Annotated in this window: 24 protein-coding genes; 16 read left to right on the plus strand and 8 right to left on the minus strand. The window is 46.1% G+C overall.

Annotation, left to right across the window (positions count from 1 at the left end; all coding sequences use genetic code 11):
- Positions 1-124 precede the first annotated feature (124 nt).
- The 4 genes from cysE (at position 125) to ACN0QW_RS11130 (ending at position 4,064) form a co-directional block, all read left to right on the plus strand.
- On the plus strand, positions 125-904 hold the full coding sequence (gene cysE / locus ACN0QW_RS11115) for a serine O-acetyltransferase (protein ID WP_299381632.1): 780 nt from the start codon (positions 125-127) through the stop codon (positions 902-904).
- A gap of 120 nt (positions 905-1,024) precedes the next feature.
- Positions 1,025-1,495, plus strand: coding sequence for an Rrf2 family transcriptional regulator (locus tag ACN0QW_RS11120; protein WP_299381629.1), 471 nt, complete (start codon positions 1,025-1,027; stop codon positions 1,493-1,495).
- A gap of 163 nt (positions 1,496-1,658) precedes the next feature.
- Positions 1,659-2,771 carry a cysteine desulfurase family protein gene (locus ACN0QW_RS11125; protein ID WP_299381626.1) on the plus strand — a complete coding sequence of 371 codons (1,113 nt, stop codon included), beginning with the start codon at positions 1,659-1,661 and terminating at the stop codon, positions 2,769-2,771.
- Positions 2,772-2,879: 108 nt separating this feature from the next.
- Positions 2,880-4,064: an aminotransferase class V-fold PLP-dependent enzyme gene (locus tag ACN0QW_RS11130; protein ID WP_417431481.1), complete on the plus strand. Its 1,185-nt coding sequence runs from the start codon at positions 2,880-2,882 to the stop codon at positions 4,062-4,064.
- Between the two features lie 65 nt (positions 4,065-4,129).
- On the opposite strand, the gene ACN0QW_RS11135 is transcribed toward ACN0QW_RS11130, so the two are convergent.
- A complete protein-coding gene (locus ACN0QW_RS11135; RefSeq protein ID WP_417431483.1) occupies positions 4,130-6,160 on the minus strand; it encodes a TRAP transporter permease in 2,031 nt (676 codons plus the stop codon).
- Positions 6,161-6,296: 136 nt separating this feature from the next.
- A complete protein-coding gene (locus ACN0QW_RS11140) occupies positions 6,297-7,310 on the minus strand; it encodes a TAXI family TRAP transporter solute-binding subunit (protein WP_417431485.1) in 1,014 nt (337 codons plus the stop codon).
- Positions 7,311-7,740: 430 nt separating this feature from the next.
- On the opposite strand from ACN0QW_RS11140, the gene ACN0QW_RS11145 reads away from it, so the two are divergent.
- Positions 7,741-8,055 carry a ferredoxin family 2Fe-2S iron-sulfur cluster binding protein gene (locus tag ACN0QW_RS11145; protein ID WP_417431487.1) on the plus strand — a complete coding sequence of 105 codons (315 nt, stop codon included), beginning with the start codon at positions 7,741-7,743 and terminating at the stop codon, positions 8,053-8,055.
- A gap of 77 nt (positions 8,056-8,132) precedes the next feature.
- The gene (gene tenA / locus ACN0QW_RS11150) at positions 8,133-8,813 is read left to right on the plus strand and encodes a thiaminase II (protein WP_417431489.1); all 681 of its coding nucleotides are present in this window, start codon (positions 8,133-8,135) and stop codon (positions 8,811-8,813) included.
- A gap of 124 nt (positions 8,814-8,937) precedes the next feature.
- Here tenA and ACN0QW_RS11155 read toward each other — a convergent pair whose 3' ends face one another.
- Positions 8,938-10,194, minus strand: a complete 1,257-nt coding sequence (locus ACN0QW_RS11155) for a cation:proton antiporter (RefSeq protein ID WP_417431491.1) — start codon at positions 10,192-10,194, stop codon at positions 8,938-8,940.
- Positions 10,195-10,517: 323 nt separating this feature from the next.
- Between ACN0QW_RS11155 and ACN0QW_RS11160 the strand changes: the two genes are divergently transcribed.
- Both ACN0QW_RS11160 and ACN0QW_RS11165 read left to right on the plus strand, forming a co-directional pair.
- Entirely contained in the window at positions 10,518-11,108 is a 591-nt protein-coding gene (locus ACN0QW_RS11160) for a hypothetical protein (RefSeq protein WP_417431493.1), read from the plus strand.
- A 98-nt stretch (positions 11,109-11,206) separates the two neighbouring features.
- Complete coding sequence (locus tag ACN0QW_RS11165) at positions 11,207-11,602, plus strand: methyltransferase family protein (protein ID WP_417431495.1); 396 nt, start codon at positions 11,207-11,209, stop codon at positions 11,600-11,602.
- Positions 11,603-11,614: 12 nt separating this feature from the next.
- Here the strand turns inward: ACN0QW_RS11165 and ACN0QW_RS11170 are convergent, their stop codons facing one another.
- Positions 11,615-12,139: a DUF2000 domain-containing protein gene (locus ACN0QW_RS11170; protein WP_417431497.1), complete on the minus strand. Its 525-nt coding sequence runs from the start codon at positions 12,137-12,139 to the stop codon at positions 11,615-11,617.
- Positions 12,140-12,271: 132 nt separating this feature from the next.
- Here ACN0QW_RS11170 and ACN0QW_RS11175 point away from each other — a divergent pair, with 132 nt between their 5' ends.
- The 6 genes from ACN0QW_RS11175 (at position 12,272) to ACN0QW_RS11200 (ending at position 17,140) form a co-directional block, all read left to right on the plus strand.
- The gene (locus tag ACN0QW_RS11175) at positions 12,272-13,150 is read left to right on the plus strand and encodes a LysR family transcriptional regulator (protein WP_417431499.1); all 879 of its coding nucleotides are present in this window, start codon (positions 12,272-12,274) and stop codon (positions 13,148-13,150) included.
- Between the two features lie 134 nt (positions 13,151-13,284).
- On the plus strand, positions 13,285-14,067 hold the full coding sequence (locus tag ACN0QW_RS11180; RefSeq protein WP_417431501.1) for a substrate-binding periplasmic protein: 783 nt from the start codon (positions 13,285-13,287) through the stop codon (positions 14,065-14,067).
- A gap of 321 nt (positions 14,068-14,388) precedes the next feature.
- The gene (locus ACN0QW_RS11185; RefSeq protein WP_417431503.1) at positions 14,389-15,210 is read left to right on the plus strand and encodes a bifunctional allantoicase/(S)-ureidoglycine aminohydrolase; all 822 of its coding nucleotides are present in this window, start codon (positions 14,389-14,391) and stop codon (positions 15,208-15,210) included.
- 115 nt (positions 15,211-15,325) lie between these two features.
- Positions 15,326-15,652 (plus strand): GNAT family N-acetyltransferase, encoded by a 327-nt coding sequence (locus ACN0QW_RS11190; protein WP_417431505.1) that lies wholly within the window; start codon positions 15,326-15,328, stop codon positions 15,650-15,652.
- 100 nt (positions 15,653-15,752) lie between these two features.
- On the plus strand, positions 15,753-16,394 hold the full coding sequence (locus tag ACN0QW_RS11195; protein ID WP_417431507.1) for a TetR/AcrR family transcriptional regulator: 642 nt from the start codon (positions 15,753-15,755) through the stop codon (positions 16,392-16,394).
- A 173-nt stretch (positions 16,395-16,567) separates the two neighbouring features.
- A complete protein-coding gene (locus ACN0QW_RS11200; protein ID WP_417431509.1) occupies positions 16,568-17,140 on the plus strand; it encodes a GNAT family N-acetyltransferase in 573 nt (190 codons plus the stop codon).
- A 5-nt stretch (positions 17,141-17,145) separates the two neighbouring features.
- Here ACN0QW_RS11200 and ACN0QW_RS11205 read toward each other — a convergent pair whose 3' ends face one another.
- The 4 genes from ACN0QW_RS11205 to ACN0QW_RS11220 all read right to left on the minus strand — a co-directional run bounded on the left by ACN0QW_RS11205 (position 17,146) and on the right by ACN0QW_RS11220 (position 19,885).
- Positions 17,146-18,801: an ankyrin repeat domain-containing protein gene (locus ACN0QW_RS11205; RefSeq protein ID WP_417431511.1), complete on the minus strand. Its 1,656-nt coding sequence runs from the start codon at positions 18,799-18,801 to the stop codon at positions 17,146-17,148.
- A gap of 162 nt (positions 18,802-18,963) precedes the next feature.
- A complete protein-coding gene (locus ACN0QW_RS11210; protein ID WP_417431513.1) occupies positions 18,964-19,332 on the minus strand; it encodes a RidA family protein in 369 nt (122 codons plus the stop codon).
- Positions 19,333-19,357: 25 nt separating this feature from the next.
- A complete protein-coding gene (locus ACN0QW_RS11215) occupies positions 19,358-19,576 on the minus strand; it encodes a DUF2798 domain-containing protein (RefSeq protein WP_417431515.1) in 219 nt (72 codons plus the stop codon).
- 15 nt (positions 19,577-19,591) lie between these two features.
- Positions 19,592-19,885, minus strand: coding sequence for a putative quinol monooxygenase (locus tag ACN0QW_RS11220; RefSeq protein ID WP_417431517.1), 294 nt, complete (start codon positions 19,883-19,885; stop codon positions 19,592-19,594).
- Between the two features lie 136 nt (positions 19,886-20,021).
- On the opposite strand from ACN0QW_RS11220, the gene ACN0QW_RS11225 reads away from it, so the two are divergent.
- Both ACN0QW_RS11225 and ACN0QW_RS11230 read left to right on the plus strand, forming a co-directional pair.
- Positions 20,022-20,942, plus strand: a complete 921-nt coding sequence (locus ACN0QW_RS11225) for a LysR family transcriptional regulator (protein ID WP_417431519.1) — start codon at positions 20,022-20,024, stop codon at positions 20,940-20,942.
- 142 nt (positions 20,943-21,084) lie between these two features.
- Positions 21,085-21,528 (plus strand): organic hydroperoxide resistance protein, encoded by a 444-nt coding sequence (locus tag ACN0QW_RS11230; protein ID WP_417431521.1) that lies wholly within the window; start codon positions 21,085-21,087, stop codon positions 21,526-21,528.
- Positions 21,529-21,585 lie beyond the last annotated feature (57 nt).

The following is a 21,585-nucleotide window of genomic DNA, read 5'->3' on the forward strand; positions in this document are numbered from 1 at the left end:
TCTTGATAATTATATCGCAGACAATGTGCAATGTGTTTTCAATGCATTGTATATAAGCCAGTGCTTGCCCTGAGCCAAATACCTTTTTCAATTAAAGTAAAAAGGTTCACAAGGAAACGAACCGATGTTCGACAGAATTAAGGCCGAAATTGACGCAACTATGTCTCGCGATCCCGCTGCGCGATCGCGTATGGAAGTGGTTTTGTGCTATCCCGGCTTTCAGGCCGTTACTCTCCATCGCCTGTCGAACAAGCTCTGGCGCAGTAATTGGCGCTTATTGGCGCGTTGTCTGTCGCATATCGGAAGAGTGATGACGGGAATTGAAATTCATCCCGGCGCGACAATTGGCAAAGGCTTCTTTATTGATCATGGCATGGGTGTGGTTATTGGGGAAACCTCTATCATTGGCGACAATGTGACGCTTTATCATGGCGTGACTTTGGGTGGTGTTGCCCCTAGTGTCGATTCTAACAGTCAGCGGGGCACAAAAAGGCATCCGACATTGGAATGTGGTGTGATCGTTGGATCAGGCGCACAGGTATTGGGGCCGATTACAGTCTCTAAATGCGCACGTATCGGTGCCAATGCTGTTGTGACCAAAGATGTTCCCAATTGCGCGACAGTTGTTGGCATTCCGGGTAAGGTCGTGAATACAAAAGAAGACAGACCTTCGACACCAACGTTCCCTGTTGTGGAAGATCAGCCCTTTGTTGCCTATGGTACCCCAACGTGGGATGTCCCCGATCCGGTGGCAAAGACGCTGGAAGGGCTATTGAACGAGGTCCAGTCGTTGAGAAGTCGATTGAATACCTTGGAAGGTCAGGACGATTATCAAAAAAATCTACTGACAAAAACGGCAGAGAATGACAAGAAAGATGACGTTGGGGATAAAACCTCTTCGTAAAATAATGGTAGTCTTACCTGCTGGGTAACGTCAGGATGATGCGCTACCAAAAAGCTATTGACCAAAAGTGACTGGATAGTTTCGGAAGAAAGCTATCCATAATGGTAGGAGAGTAAGGCCGTGAAACTGAGCACAAAAGGTCGTTATGCTGTAATGGCAATGGTTGATTTGGCTCTTTATGCCAATGAGCGCCCGGTGTCCCTTGCAGAGATTGCGGACAGACAGGAAATCTCGCTTTCTTATCTTGAACAGCTATTCGCAAAACTTAGGCGCGAAAAGCTTGTTATGTCTATACGTGGTCCCGGCGGCGGCTATCGCATGGCTAAGGATGCAAAAGATACCGATATTGCCGAAATTTTCAAAGCAGTTGAAGAACCGATAAGGGCAACGACCTGTAATCCAATGTCTCCCGATGGGTGCCGCAGCGATAAAAGCAGATGTGTTACGCATGATTTGTGGCAAGGCCTTTCCAATCATATCTATCGTTACCTTCATGGTGTGTCGATAGCTGATGTGATTGAGAGACGGATTGATCCCGGGGCAGATATGTTTATGACGTTTGATCCCAATGACGGTGTCGCAGCCCAATAAGCGAGCTTAGTTAAAAGATACGAGTCTTTTGTGTCAAAGGCATACTGTCAGGCCAAAATCCCTAACCAAAACCATATGGGCTTATTAAAGCTTTGTTTATTTGCTTAAGCCCTGTTTATTTGTTTAAGCCCTGTTTATTTGTTTAAGAATGTGATGTCTCTTTATGATCAGCCCGATTTATCTGGATTATAATGCAACCGCACCTGTTCGCCCCGAAGCCATTGATGCTGTGACAGCGGCGATGAAGCAAACGGGCAATCCGTCATCTATTCATGCCTATGGTCGATCTGCGCGTCGATTGGTCGAAGACGCCCGTGCGGAAATTGCATCCCTAATGGGCACAAAACCTGCCCGGATTGTTTTTACGTCCGGTGGTACGGAAGCCAATAACCTGGCATTACGCGGGGCGGAAAGATCCCGCGTTTTGATTTCTTCCATCGAACACGATTCCGTTTTGCAGGTCCATGAAGGTGCGATCAGAGTTCCCGTAGATCAGCATGGTCGAATTGATTTGAAAGCACTTGAAGAATTATTGGCTGTTGATCCTGAAAATACGTTGGTTTCTGTGATGATGGCGAACAATGAAACCGGTGTTTTGCAACCCGTGAAAGAGATCGTATCTCTTGCGCATTCAAAAGGTGCATTGGTTCATTGTGATGCTGTACAGGCGGCGGGAAAGACAGATATCAACTGTGAAGAACTGAATATCGACTTTACAACGATCTCCTCGCACAAGATGGGAGGACCACAAGGCGTTGGAGCTCTTATTCTTGGCAAGGGGCTAGAGATTAAATCTCAGCAACTTGGCGGTGGGCAAGAACGTCGCCGCCGGGGCGGTACGGAAAATGTGCCGGGTATCGCGGGTTTTGGGGTTGCGGCCAAACTATCTCGTGAAGGTTTGGTCGAAATTCAGGAAAAGTCATATCTTCGGGATGAGATGGAACGCAAAATGTTGGCGGCGGCCCCGGCTGCGCGTGTGTTTGGGGCAGAGGTAGATCGAGTGCCAAATACGACGACCATAACCATGCCGGGCGTTCCGTCGGATACCCAGCTCATGGTTCTGGATTTGGAAGGCTATGCTGTTTCGTCCGGTTCCGCTTGTTCTTCAGGCAAGGTTCAGACGTCTCATGTGCTAAAGGCTATGGGGGCAGATGAGAAAACGTCTGGTGAAGCGATCCGTATTTCTACGGGGTGGGCCAGCGCTGATACTGATCTGGACCAGTTCGCGGATGCCTGGATTGCGCTGTTCAAACGCAAAGGGGAGCGCCCTGATTAATCGTAGCCGATTAAGAAGGCTGCCTGATTAAAGATATAGTATACCGCTGCTTTATTGTAGGATGTTGATGCCCCAAACTAATAACCAGAGAACCTTAGCCAGAAACAAATGCCACAGTTAAAAGCCAACCGATCTGAAAAGCCTATTTATCTTGATTATCAGGCTACAACCCCGACTGACCCAAGGGTTGTGACGGACATGATGCCCTATTTCACCGAGAGCTTTGGCAATCCGCATTCTGTCGATCACGTCTATGGCTGGGAAGCCGAAGAGGTCGTTGATAAAGCCAGAGAGCAGATTGCAGATGCGATTGGCGCTGATCCACGGGAAATTGTTTTTACGTCTGGTGCAACGGAATCAAATAATTTGGCAATTAAAGGCACGGCACGTTTTATTCGGGATAATCCCAAAGGAACGCCGCGCGATCAGGTTGTCACGGCCGTAACCGAACATAAGTGTGTTCTGGAATCTGTGGCCCGGTTGGAACGCGAAGGCTTTGATGTGGTGAGGCTATCTGTTGATGCTGGCGGTCTGATTGATCTGGACCAGTTGGAAGATACCGTCTCTGAAAAAACGGCTCTTGTTTCGCTGATGGCGGTAAATAACGAGATTGGTGTTATTCAAAATCTCACCCGGATTGGTGACATCTGCAAAGAGGTTGGCGCGAAGTTCCACAGCGATGCAGCACAGGCAATTGGTAAAATTCCACTGGATGTAAACCGGATGCAAATCGATCTGATGAGCATTTCCGGTCATAAAATTTATGGCCCCAAAGGTATCGGGGCGCTTTATGTGCGCAGGCGTCCGCGTGTCCGCTTAGAGCCTTTGATGGATGGTGGCGGGCAAGAACGTGGCTTTCGGTCCGGCACATTGGCAACTCCGCTTTGTGTGGGGTTGGGGGCTGCAGCTCAATATGCGAACGAAGCTTTGTTTACGGAATATGACCGCCTGTCTTCGTTGAGTCTGCGGTTTAAGAATGCTCTTGAGAGCAAGGTAGATGGCTTACGCTTTAATGGTGATGAAGATCAGCGTATTCCGGGCAATCTTAATGTAACCTTCAAGGGTATATCAGGGGCCGACCTTATGAAGGCTGCTCCTAAACTGGCCCTGTCAATGGGGTCAGCCTGTACATCGGCTGATCTTGATCCGTCCTATGTTCTCAAAGCGCTTGGGCACAGTGATGAAGAAGCGCTAGCCTCTTTACGCATCGGGTTTGGCCGCTATACGACAGAAGAAGAAGTCGATGAGGCCGTCGAAATTTTGGCATCTACGGTAAAGAAAATGCGCTCATAAGCAGATTAAGATCCTGTCAGCCTGTTTGCGTCGTCTTTGTCGGGCCTTATCTCTGACCTAGACCGCTAATTGGTTTCAGGAATCGGGCTTTTACGTTGTTTTAATTGAGCCAAAAGAATGGGGGCGAAAAGTAAAATACCAATGCCCATTGTCTCTAACCCTGGTGCAATGAATAGCAGGGAAACCAAGCCGATCCACCAGCGTTGTAATGTGCTGAGAGGGGCAAGAAAATAACCGGCAAAGGACATCCCGATCAAACTAATTCCCATCATGGCACCCGCAAGTGTGATCGTAAATGCGGTCCAAGTAAATCCGTCTGCGACAAGCAACAGGGCAGGGGAATAAACAAAAATGAACGGAACCAGTGCTTTTGCAATGCCCAATCTAAAAGCGGTGTTTCCAGTTTGAAAGGGGTTGGACCCGGCTATTCCCGCTGCCGCATAGGCCGCGAGCGCAACGGGCGGCGTAATGTCTGCGAGTACCCCGTAATAAAAGACAAAGAAGTGGGAAACCAAGGGCTGTATCTGGAGCTGCGCAAGGGCGGGGGCTGCGACCGCAACCAGAATAATATAGGTGGCTGTGGTGGGAATGCCCGCGCCCATAATGATACAGGATAGCGCGATAAGAATAAGCGTAAAAAACAATGCCCATTGTTCAATGGCAAAATAAGACAAGGGCCATATGTTGCCAACAAGATTACCAAGATCTGTAGCCGTTTGTATAACGACATAGCCCAAGCGAAAGCCAACGCCCGTTAAGGTGACAACACCGACGATTATGCCGACACAGGCCGCGGCGGCACCAACAGCCAAGGTGTTTTTCGCACCAAGAGAAAGTGCGTTCCACAAATCTTGTAAGTTAAGACGGTTGACGGGATTTAAAAAGCCGACAACAACGCAGGCAATGATTCCGTAAACGGCCGCAAAATCGGGGGTTTTCCCACTCAATATAAGATAGACGAGGATCGCGAGAGGTATAATTGATAGCCAGTGCTGTTTCAAAACCAAGACAGCTTTGGGCAGTTCATCTTTGGATAAACCTTTAAGACCAAGCTTTTTGGCTTCGAGATGAACCATGATAAATATACCGAAGTAATGTAACAGGGCAGGGAAGAGAGCCGCGGCGAGAATATCGCGGAGTGGTATTTCCAGATATTCAACCATAATAAAAGCTGCAGCCCCAAGGATAGGCGGGGTTATTTGACCACCCGTTGATGCGGTTGCTTCAACTGCCCCTGCAAAGTGTGGTGGATACCCGACCCGTTTCATCGCGGGGATGGTTAGCGCGCCTGTTGTAACTGTGTTAGCGATAGACGATCCGGAAATTGTTCCCATAAAAGCGGATGAAAAAATCGCGACCTTTGCCGGCCCGCCGGAATATCGTCCGGCAATGACCATAGCAAGATCGATAAACAATTGGCCCAATCCGATACGTGTTGCCAGAACGCCAAAAAGAATAAAGAGAAAGACATACTGGGCCATGACGCCAATGGCGATACCGTAAATTCCCTGATTGGTTAGATAGAGGTGATTAATTAGCCCGGCCCAACTTGTGCCACCGTGTTTTAAAGCACCGGGGGCAAAGGGACCAAATAGAGCAAAGAGTATAAAAATCAGCCCGATAATTGGTAATGTCGGCCCCACCGAGCGCCTTGCGGCTTCTAGCGTCAGTATTAGGAGTGCAGTCCCCATCAAAACATCGTTTTGCGAAGGGTTGCCCACTCTGGTTGCAAGTTGTTCAGGGGGAAGTAATGGTAAGTAAAGGGCGGTGACCACTGCAAGAACAGCAAAAATTAAATCGAGAAATGAAACGCCGTTAAAATAGAAGAAGCCTGTTTGTGGAGTTTTACCGAACCCTTTTCGAAATCCAAAAAGCAAAAACACAAGGCTTAGAACAAAAGAGAGATGAATGCCCCGGTGTAGAACTTCGCGAATGAGGGCAAAGCCAGAAGCATAAAAGTGGTAAACAGACATGGAAACCAATAACAGGGTAACCAAATAAGTGATCATACGTCCGGTTGGGCGAAAGGCCATTTCAGGATCGTATTTTTCCTCTATTTCAGCCAGCTGTTTTGCTGTTAAATTTTCGCCACGCATGTCTTGTTTTCCCTTATTATCGGGGTTGGTTCCCGTTTTTATTGAACCAAGGTCCCGAAATCATAGAGTATAATTCCGGGACCTTGGTTTGTTTGGAACGTTTCCGATTGAGGGAAACGTTTGAACAGAAACTGGTTTATTTGATAAGGCCAACTTCTTTGTAATAACGCTCTGCACCTGGGTGAACTGGCACACCAATACCTGAAAGCGCGGTTTCAAGCGTAATTGTTTTGCCTTTGGAGTGCCCAACATCCAGCAATTTGCGTGATTTATCGTTCCAAAGAGCTTTGGTAATTTGATAAATCAGTTCTTCGTCTTGATCGGCAGAAGTATACCACTGAGCCCCGACAGCAACAGTTGGTGTTTCTTCGACGCCTTCATAGGCACCTGATGGGATCACGCTTTGTGAAAAGAAGCCATATTTTTCGGCCAATGCCTGGGCGCCTTTACCATCGATTGGGACAAGCTTGATGTCGTCGGCAGATGCTAATTCCACAAGTGAACCAGTTGGGTAGCCAGCAACAACAAAGAAGGCATCAATTTTACCATTTCTGAGTGCTTCTGCGGCAGCATTCCCTTTTAATGCTTCTGCAGTAACATCATCCAGAGCCAGACCGTTAGCTTCTAGAATAAGTCCTGCATCTACGTAGGTTCCAGAACCCGGCTCATCCAAAGAAACGCGTTTACCCTTTAGATCTGCGACAGAGTTGATGCCGCTTTTATCAAGAGCAACCAGATGGATATGTTCTTCAAACAAGGCTGCGATTGAACGCAACTTTGTTGCGGGATCTTTACCTTCCATTGTGCCTGTGCCTGTGAAGGCCCAATAGGCAACATCAGACTGGGCAAAACCAGAATTTCTGAGGCCGGAAAGAACGGCATTGATGTTATCAACAGAACCGCGTGATGATACGGCAGAGGCGATCAAGCCATCTACACCGCAGCTACCGCCTTCTTCACAAGGACGAGATCCCGGTGGCTTGGAAATAGCATTGGCAATCACACCGCCAACTGGATAATAGGTATAGGCTGTACCGCCTGTACCAATGGTAAAGAAGTTAATTTCCTGGGCCTGAGCAGAGACTGCCCCCAAGGTCAAAGCGGTCGCAGTCAGTATGCCTGCGGCCATTCTTTTGGCTGTAAATTTCATTATCGATTTCCTCCTCAAATGGACCACGTATTGATGCCATTAATAATATCGGATTGCCGGATAGTATTAATGGCAGCTTTGATTTTTATATTGTGGAATTAAACGTTTGGATTGGTTTTGAGTTATAGTTACTTATTATTACTGTATCAGGGTAGTTTTTGTATCACAAATTCACAACAAAAGATTTTAAATTACTCTAAAAAAAATTAGAACGGTATAATAACGCTTGTAAGGCGAGCGTTTGGTCGGGAATTTTAAAGTCCTAAAATGCTTGTAATGGACTGTGTGGGTCGTTATTCCGCTAGCAGATGATGAAAAAAACTTCCCAAAATAGCTTCAGGCAGCGTATATAGGCTGGAATATTCGGGTATTGCCGTAACTGCCGCATTAGAATGATGGCAGATCGCGGTTTTGTTAGGAGAATTGGCAGATGCCAAAGATGACTTTTGTCGAAAATGACGGAACCGAAAAAGAAGTGGATGCGCCACTTGGGCTTTCCGTTCTCGAAATTGCTCAACGCAATGATATTGATATCGAAGGTGCTTGCGAAGGTTCATTAGCCTGTGCGACCTGTCATGTGGTTATTGACCCCAGTTGGTATGGAAAGTTGGAAGAAGTATCAGAAGACGAAGAAGATATGCTTGATCTTGCTTTCAATTTGACAGAAACATCGCGCTTGGGATGTCAGCTAATTATCACTGAAGAGTTGGACGGCCTTAAGGTTAAACTGCCAGAGGCTCTCTAAGTCATGTTTTATATGGCTGTTTGGTTCTCAAACGGCTTTTTTCGTAATTAAAATTTCGCGATTGAAATAATCTAATCATGTCTTTCTATGAAGATCTCAAAGCTCAATGCCCAGATGACTGGTCGTCTTATGTTTATCATCCCTTTGTTCAGGGGATGGGCGAAGGGATATTGCCGGAAGAGGCCTTTAAGCATTATCTCATTCAGGATTATCTGTTCTTGATTAACTTTGGCCGCGCCTATGCACTGGCCGTTTTCAAAAGCGATAACCTGAACGATATGCGTCAAGCCGCGGCAACGATGAATGCGTTGTTGAACGACGAAATGCAGTTACACATCAGTTATTGTGCTGAATGGGGCATAGAAAAAGAAGTACTGGAAGGTGTTAAGGAAGCATCAGCAAATCTTGCTTATACCCGCTATGTGATGGAGCGTGGCCTTTCCGGTGATATTCTAGACCTTCTGGTGGCCTTGGCCCCATGTGTGATGGGATATGCCGAAATCGGATCGCGTCTAGCCGATGATCACGTCGCAGACATGGAAAATAATCCTTATCGTCCATGGATTGAAATGTATGCTTCAAGCGAATACCAACAGGCGGCCGCTGGTGCTTATGGACAGCTGGAACGGGTTGCGATGTCTCGCTTGGGTGAAGATTATCAGAATTCAGGACGCTGGAAGGATCTGTGTAATACCTTTTCTACGGCAACCAGACTGGAAGCCGGGTTTTGGGAAATGGGTATAACAGGGGCTATGTAAAATAGGCCGAGGTTAAGGTAAGCTGAGATAAGATAGGCTGGGGTGAGATAGGTTAATTGATTTTCTTGTGAGTTTTAAAGGCAGCGGTATCCCTCCGCTGCCTTTTTTGTTCTCGATGACCTGCTCATTTCACAAAGCGTTCTACAATTTTTTTCACGGTTAATCCCTGAATAATAATAGAAAAAATGACAACGCCATAGGTAATGGCGAGCAAGCTTTCTTTTTCTGGGATGCTAGGCAGGGAAAGAACCAACGCAACCGAAATACCACCACGAAGACCTCCCCAGGTTAGGGCAACAACGGCACCGGGGGTGTATTTTGCTTTTAGACTTAATAGGCTGATGGGAAGCCCCACAGCAATAAAACGCGCGATAAGAACAACAGGGATCATGATCAAGGTTGCGATCAAATTTGTTGCTGTTTCGGTAATAGCGAGGATCTCAAAGCCAATAATCAAGAATAGTGCCGCGTTCATGATCTCATCCAGAAGGGTCCAGAACTTATTGACGTGATCCCGGGTGCTTTCTGACATGGCAAAGCGCATGCCCCTGTTCCCAATAAGAAGTCCGGCGATGACAACGGCAATGGGGCCTGAGAAATGCAGGGCATAGGCTAGGCTATAGCTCATCATGACTAATGCGAGTGTGATCAAGACTTCTATGGTGTATTCATCAATACTTTTGAGGGCAAGGTAGGCAATATATCCGGTTGCCAGCCCCAGTGCGGCACCTCCGCCAGCTTCGAGCAAGAAAAGGCGTGTGATTTCGTAAGCACCAATGGCATCATCTGATGGGGTCTGGGTAGCAATAGCAACCAGAATGGTAAATACAACAACCCCGACACCGTCATTGAACAGGCTTTCCCCGGCAATCTTAGCCTTAAGTGAACGCGGTACTTTTACCGTTTTGAGGATGCCAAGAACAGCAACGGGATCGGTCGGGGCGATAAGGCTGCCAAAAATCAGACAATAGATCAGCGGGATTTCAAGATTGATCAGACCTGTCAGATAAAACATGGAAAAGCCGATCAAAAAGGTGGATATCAACACCCCAAAAGTTGCCATAAGGGTAATGGCATACTTACGATGTAACAGGTCTTCGATATCGACGTGGAGCGCCCCGGCAAAAAGGAGGAAGGATAACATGCCTTTCATCAGGGTTTCATGGAAATCGATTTGAGCGAGAGAGAACCTGACAGCGTTTTGAATTCCCAACTCTGGCAGGACAATGTCAATCAGCATCACAATAATTGAGGCAAACAAAGCTATGATGACCAAACCGATAGAAATCGGCATCCGAAGCCAGCGGTGATTGATATAACCGAAACAGGCGGCAAGTGTAATGGTTATTGCCGCAATATTAAAAAGAGAAAGAGTCAGCATAAACAAATCGCTAAAATAAAAGTTATCGGATGAGGCAGTTTATAAGGCAGGGGTGAAAGTTCAATAAGGGAATAATTTTTAGCGTGATACAGGGGCATCAAGGAGGGGGATTTATAAACTGCGGTATTAAAATGTACCGTCAGGTTTCCGTAAGGAAGGACCTTTACATCAGACACATTGGGAATTTTAAGCATGTTTCATAAGTTCTTAAGAGTAAATGATTCATAAAACCCCAGAGGCAAATGAATTAATGACGATTGATACAGCTCAGTGCTTTAAAAGCTCTGATAGCGCAGTGTCATTTGAGGTTAAGAGAAATTGGTGTGTTAATATTTGGTGTCCCCGTGCAGAACTTGAATTTAGATCTTTTTACAATCATCAATGCGACATCCAACACAGCTTTGTGGCTGATTGACTGGGGGCGTTTTTTATCGTGGTGGCCACAGCTTATTGCTGTATGCGGACTGTTGATTTTTATCCTGGGGAAAAAGGACGATGTTGCCGATGGGATTTTGCCCGTTATTGCGACGATCGGGATAGCGACTGTGCTAAACTATTTAGTTGCATGGATTTATCCATTGGTGACACCCAGTGATATAAGTATTGGGTTTTCCTGGATGCATGGGGCTTCTTTAGGACAGTGGATGGGGCCTTATCCTATCTTTTTATCAACACTAACATTTGCATGTATCGTCTGGTTCAGGAGCTATCTGTTTAGCATCAGTCTATTCGTTCTTGGTATGGCAAATGCTTGGGGCGTCGTTTTTGTTGGAAATTATTTTCCGTCGCAAATTCTGTTGGGAATGTGCATCGGTGTTTTTAGTGCTCTTGTGATTTTTTTGTTCGTTCGGGGGCAAAGGCAATTGCGGTATTATATCTTCTCAAGCCAAGGGAAGTTAAGCGGTTTATCCTAAGGCGTTGCCTGTGATTATTATTATCTACAACAGATTGAAGGGTTGAGAATATACAAAGGCTGTTGCCGCCTTTTTTCTTTTTAGTCTGTGTCGTGATAATGGCGTTATTGAGTACTTATTACCCGATCCTCAGGTTTTTAAAGCACCCTTGGACCCTGATAGGAATTCTGGATCTTGTAGGTGGTTTGAGTCTCACGTTGATCGCAGGTATGCAGTTCATGCGCGCAAAGACCAACTTAAAAACGTTTAACAGGCCGGATCAGTTTATTACAACCGGGCTTTTTAGATTTAGCCGTAATCCGATGTATCTGGGGTTTGCCATTTCTACTTTTGGTGTCGCGCTGTATTTGGGGGCTTTGTCACCCTTTTTGATCTGTGCTTTGTTTATTCTCGTGGCGGATCGGTGGTATATTTCCTACGAAGAAAAGATGATGGCTGAAATTTTTGGGCAAACCTATTTGGACTATAAGGCCAAAGTGCGCCGTTGGGTCTAAGGCATGGTTGTTTTATTTAAGCAGCCCCAGATTTCCGGTGAATTTATTGACCAGTTTTTGTGTGCCGTATAACGCGATACCACAATAGTGTAGATGCTCCACAGGTGTGGTCAGCATTTGTTCTGAATATTGCGCATAAGTCCGGGTGGTTCGTGTTGCTGTGATCAAGTCGATGACTGTCAGGTCAGGCTCGTACGGTCGAACCTTTTTCCGCAGTTCATGCAACAAGGGGGCGGTACCTTTCAACACAGGCACGGGCAGGGTTGTAATCCCCTGACGTAAGTTGCCATCATTATCCTTGATGTTTTGACCGATTAATTCCGGGTGTTGTTTTCCGATAGAAAGAGAGAGCACAGAGGCCGTATTGGCGATGAAACCAATAGGCATCGCTTGATCAACAACAATGACGCATTTATGCGTAGCAGGAAGATTGGGGGATGTATCTGAAGCATGAATAATCGCCGTCTTTATTTCATTAGTTTTGTTTGTCGATAAGCCATTATTGGACACCGCATCAATCCCGGTTCTGTTATCCATTTTTGTTTTTCCTGCGTTGGCTGAAATTGATAAGGCTTGGGGACTATAGCTTTGTCTAGTTACTGTGATAATATAAGCTAATTGATTTTGACTGTTTGAAATATTGACCTAATGATTGATGAGTTAAGAGCAATGACCGTCTTTGCTAAGACGGTAGAAACCGGGTCTTTTCGGGCTGCGTCGCGCGCATTGGGGCTGTCTCCGTCTGTAATTAGCCACCATGTTTCCCAACTAGAAGACAAACTGGGCGTGGCCTTGCTATATCGATCCACCCGGCGGTTATCCCTAACCAATGATGGTGAAAAACTTTTTGGCTATGCAAAGGAAATGCTGTCACTGGCTGAAAGCGGCTTTGACGCTATTGCGACAAAAGCGACGGAGCCCATAGGGAAGCTAAGTATTACCTTACCTGCCGGGCTAATTCAGGGGCCAGTGGTTGACGACTTGGCCTGTTTCGCCCAAGAGCATCCCAAGATAAAGTTGTTGATTAATTTCAGCGACCATCAACAAGATATTATTCGTGATGGAATTGATGTTGCCATCCGTGTCGGGACCGTTCGTGATAGTACTTTAAAATCCAAGAAGCTGTCAGACATGGAACGTAAGCTTGTCGTTTCTCCTGCTTATCTAAAAAACCGTCCAAAGCCGTTGAAAATTCAGGATCTGTCGTGTTGGGATTTTATCGGTCTTCGGATGCGTCCAAATGATAAGTTGTTGATAAACAAGTCGGGGGAGTGTGTGCGGTTGACTTATGAACCACAGATTGTCCTGGATAATATTCATGCGGTTGTACAAATGGCACGCGCTGGTTTAGGGGTAATTACACCACCGGATTTCCTGGTGACAGAAGATATCAGGCAGGGCACAATGATCGAACTTTTTCCAGACTGGAAGGTCGAAAGCTTACCTGTTTATGCCATATGGCCCCCCAATGCACCGCGCGAAGGTTTGACTTATCGGTTAATTCGTTATCTCGAAAAATGTGTGAAGAAACGCCAATCCACACTATAGACAGGGAGAATATTAATTTGGTGTCTGTTTGGCTGGCGAAAAGTAAAAAAAAAGACTACGATAAAAATCATCAATTTTTGTTTATGTTGAGGTCTTTGAAGTTGATGTCGGGGGTTCTCTGTGGGGAGAGTTAGGTGGCGTCACTTTTGCCAGTTCTTAAAATTATCCAGTTATTACTGTTTCTTGTTGGTTTCGTTTTCTTTTCGACGCAAGCGTCTAGTAAGGACGTAACGATAGCTATGGGGAACTTCGAACCCTATTATGTTACCGAGAATCATACCGGTATTTTTACTGAGATTATAACAGCTGTTTTTCTGGAAATTCCGGATTATGACCCCGTTTTTATCTTTGGGCGTCCGAATAATCGATTGTGGCAAGATTTTAATCGCAGAAAAGTTGATGCGGTTTCTAACCTTTTCGACAGTGTGGAGGTCGATGCATGTCGATCTGATCCGGCTTTCAGGTTTCGGGATGTGGCAATTACGCTTGCAGAAGAAAATCTGTCTATTGATGAAATCAAGGATCTCAAAGGGTTAAATGTTATTGCCTTTCAGGGGGCGAAAGATTTTTTTAGTCCAGAGTTTGCGGCGACAGTTGAAGAGAGCATGTTTTCAGTTGCTTCTGAACCGGGGGTTCAGGCGCAAGCTCTTTGGGATGGGCGTGTTGATGTCAGTGTTGGGGACCTGTTTATTTTCTTGAATAGTTTAAAGAACCTTTCTGGAAATAATGTTCCGGCAAGGCTGTTTAAAATTCATGATATCCTTCCCGTTGTTTATACTCGTATGGGTTTTTGGGATACAGAGCTCTGCGTTAAATTTAATAAGGCGTTGCAAAATATAAAAGATAGTGGCGAATACGAAAAAATTTATGACCGCTATTTACGCCTTTATGGCGTGACGTCCAGTCCAGGTGGTTGATTGATACGTAATCAAGCTATAGGGGGGGGAATCATGAGGTCATTAAAAAAAGGTCAAGCCAGTACCTTAAAAATCCAGCTTGATATCATGGGATAAGGACGTCTTATTGACAGTGCGTTGAGTATTGGACCGAATACCCTGAGCGAAGTTTTCCTGTTCTATCGTGACGGTACAGATAGGTTGACTGCTTAAATGAGCCTTGCAAGAAAACATAAGGGCTTCTGAAATTTTTGCAACAGAGCCTAGAATAGTGATATTACCTCACAGCAATATTTACTTAATCCATCTTCCATTTCACCACCCTTTTTCGAGGTCGTAGACATGTCGCACTCTTCTTACTATTCCCCCCAGGGCGGTCTGGCCCCGCAGACCCAGATTTTGACTGACCGCGCCATGTTTACAGAGGCCTATGCCGTGATCCCCAAGGGAACCATGAGCGATATCGTCACCAGCTTCCTGCCCCATTGGGAGAAGACCCGGCTCTGGGTGCTTTCGCGGCCGCTGTCCGGTTTTGCCGAAACTTTTTGCCAATACATTATGGAGGTCCAGCCCGGTGGCGGTAGCACCAAGCCCGAGCCTAATGCCCAGGCGCAAGGGGTGATTTTTGTGGTCGAGGGCGGCTTAAGCCTAACCATAGAAGGAACAACTCACGACCTGACCGAGGGTGGTTATGCTTACTTGCCGGCGGGCTGTAACTGGAGCCTAGCCAACAACACGAATACTCAGGTGAAGTTCCACTGGGTGCGCAAGGCCTATGAAGCCGTTGACGGGCTGGACAAACCTGACGCCTTTGTCACCAATGAAAAAGATATCGCCCCCACTGCCATGCCCGATACCGACGGCAAGTGGGCGACCACCCGCTTTGTCGAACCGGACGATCTGCGCTACGACATGCACGTCAATATCGTTACCTTCCAGCCCGGCGGCGTGATCCCCTTTGCCGAAACCCATGTCATGGAACACGGGCTCTATGTACTTGAAGGCAAAGCGGTCTATCGCCTCAATCAGGACTGGGTCGAGGTCGAAGCCGGCGATTACATGTGGCTGCGCGCCTTCTGCCCGCAAGCCTGCTACGCCGGCGGCCCCGGTCCCTTCCGCTACTTGCTCTATAAAGACGTAAACCGCCACATGAAACTGGGCTAAGGGCATTGCCCCTGCATCAAAAAGTAAGAAACGATGACGTTAAATTTAAAGAACAAGTGCTAGCCCGCAAAAATACTGTGATACGCTAGTGACAGCAGGTTTGTGACCGAAATCTTTGGAAGCGGCCAAAATTGGGCTTCCAAATTCTCTTTATGGTGTATCGGTCAGAGATGGCGAAAAGCTTATAGCGATGGGCCGTGTTGTTGGTGATGGAGCATGTAATTTCGAAATCGTAGATGTTGCTGTAAATCCCAATTATCAAGGGCAAGGCTTGGGACGAAAAGTTGTCGAACATATAGATAATTATTTATCTTCAGTGGTCCTTGTTGGTTCATATGTTTCAATGATTGCCGATGAATCTGTTTTCTATGAAAAACTGGGTTACAAGCTTGTCTCCCCAGCTAGTTACGGTATGACGAAAAAATTTAAACCCCATGCATAACAAAATTTTTTGCAGATCAATCCCGTATTCTTCATGAATAATGTTCATGTTGTCTCTTGTAGGGTGAGAAAATTTTTATTACATAAATATAACGATCGGTATGCCAAATGAGTTGGTATATCCAAGAAAAGATCAGGCTTTTTGGAGTTATGACACCTTGGTGCAGAAGTTAAGCAAACGGGAAGAAACTCATAAACGTATGTTGGCTGCCGCGGGGCGAAGTTTTCGGCACAATGGCTATGCGGGGATTGGCGTTGATGGCATTGCCAAGGAAGCTGGCGTTACCTCGGGGGCATTCTACGCACACTTTGGATCAAAAGATGGTGCTTTTTCGGCTGCTGTGTTGGATGGTTTGGACGAAGTTATCGCGGGTATTCCTACCTTCCAGCAGAAAAATGGCTCAAATTGGGTAGAGGTTTTTGCACGGTATTATCTTGGGGCAGATAACCGGGATAATCGCGCCTGTGGTTGTGCCATGTCGAGCCTGACATCCGAAGTGGTTCGTTCTGATCAGGAACTTCGTGTTCTGTTTGAAAGTAAGATGCGTAAAATAACGGCGCTTGTTGCCAAAGGACTTGCGGGCGGCACAGAAGAAGAAAAAGCTGCGCGAGCCTGGTCCATGTTGAGTGTTTTAATTGGCGGGGTTAATCTTGCGCGTGCCATGCATAGCCCCGAGCTAAAAGAGATGATCTCTCAAAACATTATTGCCAGCGCTGTTCAGGTCGCCGGGAAGCCAATTTAAGCGAGTCACGGATTTATCGACAATTTTGTAATACTATCGGGACGGACTGTGTCTTGGTTGGTGTTGATGGTTTGCAAACAGCGGATTACTGATTTCAGGAAATAGAGAGCTGTTCTATTTTGGGTGAAACGTTCTTAGTTCTTGCAAGAATCTACGACTAACAATGATAGTAAATGGAATTGTTTTCAGAAGATCAGGCCATCATGAGCAGCATACCAAGAGATCAAATCCTAATCCGAAATGTTGATAACGGTGATATGCCGTTTATTAAGGAAATTTACGCAGATGAGGTTCTGCACGGTGTGTCCAGTTGGGAAGAAACGCCACCTGATCAAGCAGAAATGCTGAACCGAAAAAATGGTATCGTCGGTGGGGGGTATCCCTACCGGGTTGCGATTCAAAACGATAAGGTTGTGGGCTACGCCTATGCTTCGTCCTATCGTCCCCGTCCTGGTTATCGTTATACCGTGGAAAACTCGATTTATGTGCACAAGGATGCACGTGGTTTGGGGCTTGGGCGCTTGCTGTTGGATGATTTGATTAATCAGTGCGAAGCCCGTGGTTATCGCCAGATGATCGCGGTTATTGGTGATTCAGAAAATTTGCCATCCATAGCGTTCCATCAAAAAATGGGATTCGAGCTGGCTGGAACCATCAAGTCCATCGGGTTTAAGTTTGGCCGCTGGATGGATAGCGTTCTCATGCAGCGGCCCCTTAATGACGGAAGTAATAGTCTTCCGGAATAAGTTTTTTAGTTTATGGCTGTCGGATGATTATCCAGCCAGTCTTCGAGGAACAAGGCCATATTTTCAGAACCAACGTTCTGGATATCTCGTGGGTCTAATTTTGCACCAGCTTCAAGAAGTAATCGGACACAGGATATGTGATCTCTTTGTTTTCGTTCCGGGCAGTTTGAAGCCCCATGAAGGGTGGTGTGAAAAGCATTCCCACCAAAATTGTTGAGTTGCTCAAGATCAGGATCGAATTTTAACAGGTATGAAACCTGATCCGGTAACCCGGCCCAACAAGCCGCATGAAGAGGGGAAAGCCCCATTGCATCGGTCTGGTTTATATCAAGTCCAGCAGCAATAAGAGATTTTACATGGTCAAGACGGTCGGGTTCAGTGATGAGCTTGGTAATTAATAGACGATCTTCGCCCTCTAGCTCTTCTGTAATTTTGCCTGTTGGGCGCCCCCTAGAACAACTGGCCAGAACGACTTCGTTCGGCGTAAGGGCATGTGCATAGCCCGCTTTTGATAAAGTGTCTGCAAAATCAGAATTTCCGTGAATAAGGGCGAGAGCATAGGCTGTATGCCCTTGCCAAATGTAGTTGGCATCTGCGTTATATTCTAAAAGCAGCTCGGCTATATCTGATCCACATTGCCGACGAGCGGCCTGATGCAGCGCTGGTATCGTGTCAACGGGCTGACCGCTTGGGTGCTCTTTGGCGACTTCGTTAGGGTCTGCGCCGTGATCAAGTAAAAGCTGAACGGCGGTTTGGTCCTTGAAATCCAGTGCTCGGGCTAAGGCATTGGTGCCTTTAGGATTAGCATTATATTTTAAGAGGAGCTTTAAATCCTGATGGTGGCTCAACTCTGTAGCGTGGTAAAGGCTCTCGTTGTCATCAGGGTTGGCACCTTGCCTTAAAAGCCATTCAGCCAAAACCATATTGTTCGCATGACCCAGCGCGCCATAAAGCGGGGATAAGGTGTGTTCGTTATTTTCATGTGAACTAAAGTCTGGCGACATGCCATGATTAAAATCTGCACCCTTGTCGAGCAGCAGCTGGCCCATGGCTAACATGTTGTCTGCTTTCTCTGGTTCAACATGTATGTAATGAGAAAAGCACAGGTGGTGAAAAGGCAATCGCCCTTTGATTGCTTTGGTCACTAAACCGGGATTATCAGCAAGTGCCTTGTGAATAGCTTCGATATCGTAGGTCGCGATCTGTAATCCCAGATCATAAGAAGTTAGATCAGGGCTCTCTGCGAGTAATTTTTCGATAATCCATCGATGTCCTAGATAAAGAGCTGAACGCAAACGATCAGCTTTTTGCTCTTTATTCATGCCCGAAGTTTCTAGTGCAAATTTAAACTTTGGCCAGCTTTGGTGTCCTTGTTCCCGTGCAATTACAAACAGGAAATCGGCATGGGTGAGTGTCAACTTGTCAGGTGCGATTTCCTGCATACGTACCCGAGCCTCAGTATCGCCAGAGGCATAGGCCTTTTTTAGTCGTTTGGCTTGTTTTTTGAACGTGTCGATATTTGCGTTTTGATAAGGCATTGGTTTCCCATTTTCTTCACCCGATGGTCCGCTGATCTGGGGAATGGAAATCCAGAAACAATCAATATCGAACAAAGTGCAATGAAGCTTTCCGCGGACCCGGCGGCCTCTTTGATCGGCCACAGGGAAAATACCAAACTGTCAGGCTGAGTGCAAACTGTTGATAGTGTCATTTAATTGAGCTTGCCGAATATCCTTCTCGACGTCCAAACAAAGGCCTGAGATGAAGGCTCAGGTCTTTGTTTGGTGGGTCTTTGCCTAAATGGTATAAGGTAAACCCCTGCGTTAGAGACCAAAAATCGCTTCGATCTCAATCTTTAATTCCGGGGCAAAAAGGGCCTCGATTTTTATCAGGGAACTTGCGGGTGTGTGATCACCATAGATTTCCACAAGCGCAAGTCGAAGACTATCCATGTCAGACATATCAGTCAAAAAAATGGTAACTTTGACGAGATTTTGTAAGGATGTGTTTTGGGCTTTGGCTATGGTTTCCAGTTGCGAGAAAATCGCTTTTGCCTGATCACTGATAGATGCGTGTTGTTCAGGCGTTCCAAACGCTGTGAAGCCTGATGTATAGAGAGCGTTCCCGTGGATGACTGCGTGGGTATAGGGACCGACGGGCAGCTCTAGTTCTGGATAATTGATTCGTTCCATTGGCATGTTTTCCTACTTATCTTGGTTAAGATATTTTACGGACAATTTGTTGAGTTGTGAGTTGAATAAAAGGGCCTAAAGCAAAGGCAATGATGGCCGCTGCGGGCCAAGCCAACCGAAAGGCGATGAACCACTTATCTATAAAGTCCGAGCCCCATCCCAAATTGATCCAGGTAACCCAACAGGTCATCAGAAGGGAAAGGATAAAGGACATCAGGATTGAAAAGACGATGCGGTGTTTCATTTGTCGTCTCTTTTCTTAAGCCGCAGTATTCATTTGCAGACGTTCTATGTAGTTCACCTTGGTGTAGTTATTTTCCAGAAAGGCGATGGTATGTGGGGCTTCGAAATGTGCCTTGAGGGCATCATCGTTCACCCAGCATTCCCACAAGGTAAAACATTCCGGTTTGTCCTGTTGTTGCAGAATTTCGAACTTGATACAGCCGGGTTCTTTGACAGTGTCAGCAACCAGTTGGTTGAGTGCTGATTTTACAGTGTTTAAATCCGCACTGTCCTGAAGTTCGATGCCTGCACTAATCCATAGTTTGTTCATTTTTTCTCTCTATATAATTGTTCGTGGGTGTAACTGTTCGTGGGGTAAATGTTTTAGCTACAGGCAATAGCTTTAATTAATTTCGTTAATAGGATATATAGCTAATAACGAGTTTTTAAATTCCATAAATGAAATCATGTTTGACGATATTTCACTCTTTGTTCGTATTGTCCAAAAGCGCAGCCTTGCCGCGGCGGCAAAGGATTTACACTTGCCTGCGGCAACAGTTTCCCGTCGATTGAAAAAACTTGAAGATAAATTGAGGTGTCAGCTTATTCACCGATCTGCACGTAAGTTTAACTTAACGGCAGAGGGCGAGGTTTATTACAAAGCTTATGCTGATTTGGTGCAGCAGTTCGAGGCTACGAGCCGACATTTAAGTGCCGATGTACAGCAACTCAATGGCAAGTTGACCGTCCTTGCCCCAACCAATGCTTCTGTCGGTATTCTACAGCCGATGTGGTCTGAATTTATTCGTCTCTATCCTGACATACAGCTTAACCTTTTCCTGAGTAACCAAACCAAAGATATTCATCTGGGGCAGGTGGATATGGCTTTGCGTGTTGGCCCTCAGGAAGATTCTTTGCTTTTCCAAAAGAAGTTGGGGGAGACATCGACAATTCTGGTTGCTTCACCAGATTACCTTGCTGATCAAGGAGGGCCAGATGGTCTTGACGCGTTAGAAGAGCACAGGATCATTCTTGTAAATACTGTTCCGCTATGGAAACTTCAGTATTGTCCTGATGGTTATAGTGATAAACATCGTTGGGAAGAGATCCGCCCTCAAGCAACAACCATTATCGATGATATCGGGTTGGCAAGCCAACTTGCCCGGGATGGGCACGGCATTGTTTTATTACCTGTAAGTGAAATCGAAAAGGAATTGAAACAGGGAGCGTTGGTACGTGTATTACCCGAGTGGCAGGGGGCTCAGCGCGAGATCTTTGCCGTCTGGCCGACGGGACGGTTGTTGAGTGCTCGGGCGAAGTGCTTGCGAGATTTTATGCAAGACTTCATTGCAAGGAGTAAGATCTTGCAAGGCGAGATACCTAATTAAAGTTTGATATTTACTGTTACTCAGCGGGTATTTTTTCTTGTTAATGGAGGGAATTTTAAAATTTGGAAAAATTCTCTTGATTAATTTTAATTGTGCGCAATATAATTAATCACAATTTAATATTTACCCAGGAGTTAATTTTATGAGCCAAGCAGCACAAAAATTGGAAAAAGTCGTTTATACAGCCTATGCAGAAGCGACGGGTGGTCGGGAAGGAACGATCAAATCAGATGACGGCGCACTGGACATTGTTTTGACAACACCAAAAGAACTGGGCGGCGCTGGAACTTTTGGGGTGAACCCGGAACAGATGTTTGCGGGTGGCTATGCCGCTTGTTTTATTGGCGCGCTCAAGGTTGTCGCTGGGCAGGCGAAAGTGAAACTTCCGGATGAAACTAAAATTGCTGGGGAAGTTGGTATCGGTCCAATTCCGGGTGGCTTTAACATTGCGGTTGTATTGAACATCAGTATTCCGGGTATCGAAGAAACTGTGGCCAAAGATCTTATCGAAAAAGCGCATAAGGTATGCCCTTATTCAAACGCAACCCGTGGCAACGTGGATGTTGAGCTTAAACTTGTTTCCTAATACGGTTGTAAGATAATTAAAGCTAGGTCAAAGCGTATTGCCTGTTTCTTTTTTAAG

The sequence above is a fragment of the Kiloniella sp. genome (genome assembly GCF_048259265.1).
Classification (GTDB): Bacteria; Pseudomonadota; Alphaproteobacteria; order Kiloniellales; family Kiloniellaceae; genus Kiloniella.